A 1,662-nucleotide genomic window follows, 5' to 3' on the forward strand; every position below is an offset into this window, starting at 1 on the left:
GACACGATCGGCCGCGCCCGTCATTTCGGCGAGATCGCCCGCGACGCGCTGGCGCCGCTGGAGGCGACGCCGCAGAAATCGGCGCTGATCGACGTCATCGACTTCTGCATCAGCCGGGTGAACTGAGCCGCTGCCTTTCACGCAGCTCTCCTCTGGCTCGTGCTGGGGAGAAATCCGTGAATCCTTCTCCGCCGCCTCGACAAGCTGCCCGGCTGCAAATTATCTATAAAACATGGCAAAGGGCACGGACGACACCATCGCGGTGCGCATCGGCAAGGTTCTGGCGGATCGCATCATCTCGGGCGCGATCGAGCCGGGCGCCCGGTTGCGGCAGGACCATGTCGCCGAGGAGTTTAACACCAGCCATGTGCCCGTGCGCGAGGCCTTTCGCCGCCTCGAGGCGCAAGGCCTCGCCGTCAGCGAACCGCGCCGCGGCGTGCGCGTGGCGGCTTTCGACCTCGGCGAGGTCAAGGAGGTCGCCGAAATGCGGGCGGCGCTCGAAGTGCTGGCGCTGCGCCACGCGGCGCCGCATCTGACCTCCGCTATTCTCGATCGGGCCGAGGAGGCCAGCAAGGCCGGCGACAAATCCCTGGACGTCAGGTCGTGGGAAGAAGCCAACCGCGCCTTTCACCGGTTGATCCTGACGCCATGCGGCATGTCGCGTCTTCTCGCCACCATCGATGACCTGCACGCCGCAAGCGCCCGTTTCCTGTTCGCCGCATGGCGTTCGGAATGGGAGACCCGTACCGACCAGGACCACCGGGCGATATTGGCCGCCTTGCGGCAGGGCAACACCGAATCGGCCGCGGCGACATTGGGGCGGCACGTGCAATGGATTGGCCGCAAGCCGGTCAGGACAGCCTCCGGCACCACGCGAGAGGCCTTCGCGATCGTGGGCTAACCGCCTTGCGCAAGGCATGCCTTGCCATCGTCCGAAAATTGTGGCTTCGATAATAGATCGAAGGCAAAAATTATCTATAATTTTGGATCGACCAAGGGAGCCCCTATGACCGACATCGCGTTCTCGTCCGCAAAACCGTCCTTCAGCCCGCTCCGGCTTCAGGAGCGATCGCTCGGCTGGCAGGCGGGCGCCGTCGTGCTCGGCACCCTGTTCCTGGCGCTGTCCTCCTACATCCAGGTGCCGATGGTGCCGGTTCCGGTGACGATGCAGACCTTTGCCGTGACGCTGGTCGGCGCGCTCTACGGCTGGCGGCTGGGCGCGATCACCATCGCCGCCTGGCTGGCCGAGGGTGCGGTCGGCTTCCCGGTTCTGGCCGGCGGGGCTGCCGGCGTACAACATTTCATTGGCCCGACGGGCGGCTATCTCTTCGCCTTCCCGGTTGTCGGCGCACTGGTCGGCTGGCTGGCGGAGCGCGGCTGGAACGGCGGCAGGGTCGTGCTTGCCTTTGCCGCCATGCTGCTCGGCAACCTGCTGTGCCTAGCCCTTGGCACGGCGTGGCTCGCCGTCATCATCGGCGCCGAGAAGGCTGTTGCCTTCGGCTTCCTGCCGTTTGTCCTCGGTGGCCTGCTCAAGTCGGCGCTTGGCGCCGCCACGCTGATGGCGCTCCCGCGCGGCAAGGCGAAATAGCGCCAGCCGTGACGATAAGGCTGCGCGCTCATCACCTCCTTTGCCTGCTCACCTATGTGGGCAAGGGATACAGC

Annotated in this window: 2 protein-coding genes and 2 pseudogenes; all 4 read left to right on the forward strand. The window is 65.9% G+C overall.

Annotation, left to right across the window (positions count from 1 at the left end):
* Positions 1-126 (forward strand): annotated as a pseudogene (locus FJ980_RS30685) (polyprenyl synthetase family protein); the annotation flags it as partial.
* Between the two features lie 106 nt (positions 127-232).
* The gene (locus FJ980_RS30690; RefSeq protein WP_140547324.1) at positions 233-901 is read left to right on the forward strand and encodes a GntR family transcriptional regulator; all 669 of its coding nucleotides are present in this window, start codon (positions 233-235) and stop codon (positions 899-901) included.
* Between the two features lie 105 nt (positions 902-1,006).
* Positions 1,007-1,588, forward strand: a complete 582-nt coding sequence (locus tag FJ980_RS30695; protein WP_140547325.1) for a biotin transporter BioY — start codon at positions 1,007-1,009, stop codon at positions 1,586-1,588.
* Between the two features lie 8 nt (positions 1,589-1,596).
* A pseudogene (locus FJ980_RS35585) lies at positions 1,597-1,662 on the forward strand (DUF1284 domain-containing protein); the annotation flags it as partial.

The sequence above is a fragment of the Mesorhizobium sp. B1-1-5 genome, assembly GCF_006443065.1.
GTDB lineage: Bacteria > Pseudomonadota > Alphaproteobacteria > Rhizobiales > Rhizobiaceae > Mesorhizobium.

Excerpts from the sequence above, each read along its gene's own strand:
- FJ980_RS30690 (WP_140547324.1), top strand. The coding sequence starts at position 233 with ATGGCAAAGGGCACGGACGACACCATCGCGGTGCGCATCGGCAAGGTT.
- FJ980_RS30695 (WP_140547325.1), top strand. The coding sequence starts at position 1,007 with ATGACCGACATCGCGTTCTCGTCCGCAAAACCGTCCTTCAGCCCGCTC.